Here is a 260-nt window from a genome sequence, read left to right as displayed (position 1 = left end):
ACTCTTGACAGTGATTTTCATTAATCACGCTGCTTTTGCGTTTGAGTGTGATTCACCTGAAAAAGAGATTTTTGAGACTACAGATTGTCTATATTCCGGGCGTGCCATAGTTATGGATGATAAAACGCAAACAGTTGGATTTGTAGATGAAAAGGGAGAGGTAGCGATCCCGCTTATTTCCGATGATGGACATAGATTTTCAGAAGGCCTAGCCTCTGTCTATTTGAAAGGAAGAGTTGGTGTAATCAATACTTTAGGAG

General features: G+C 40.0%; 1 protein-coding gene. It reads left to right on the top strand.

Annotation, left to right across the window (positions count from 1 at the left end; translation table 11 throughout):
- A partial coding sequence (locus tag AAEZ05_RS29170; RefSeq protein WP_350650103.1) for a WG repeat-containing protein occupies window positions 1-260 on the top strand: 260 nt, incomplete at both ends.

The organism is Pseudomonas sp. HY13-MNA-CIBAN-0226, from assembly GCF_040310305.1.
GTDB classification, from domain to species: Bacteria; Pseudomonadota; Gammaproteobacteria; order Pseudomonadales; family Pseudomonadaceae; genus Aquipseudomonas; species Aquipseudomonas gregormendelii.
This window is presented reverse-complemented; position numbering and strand designations above follow the sequence as displayed.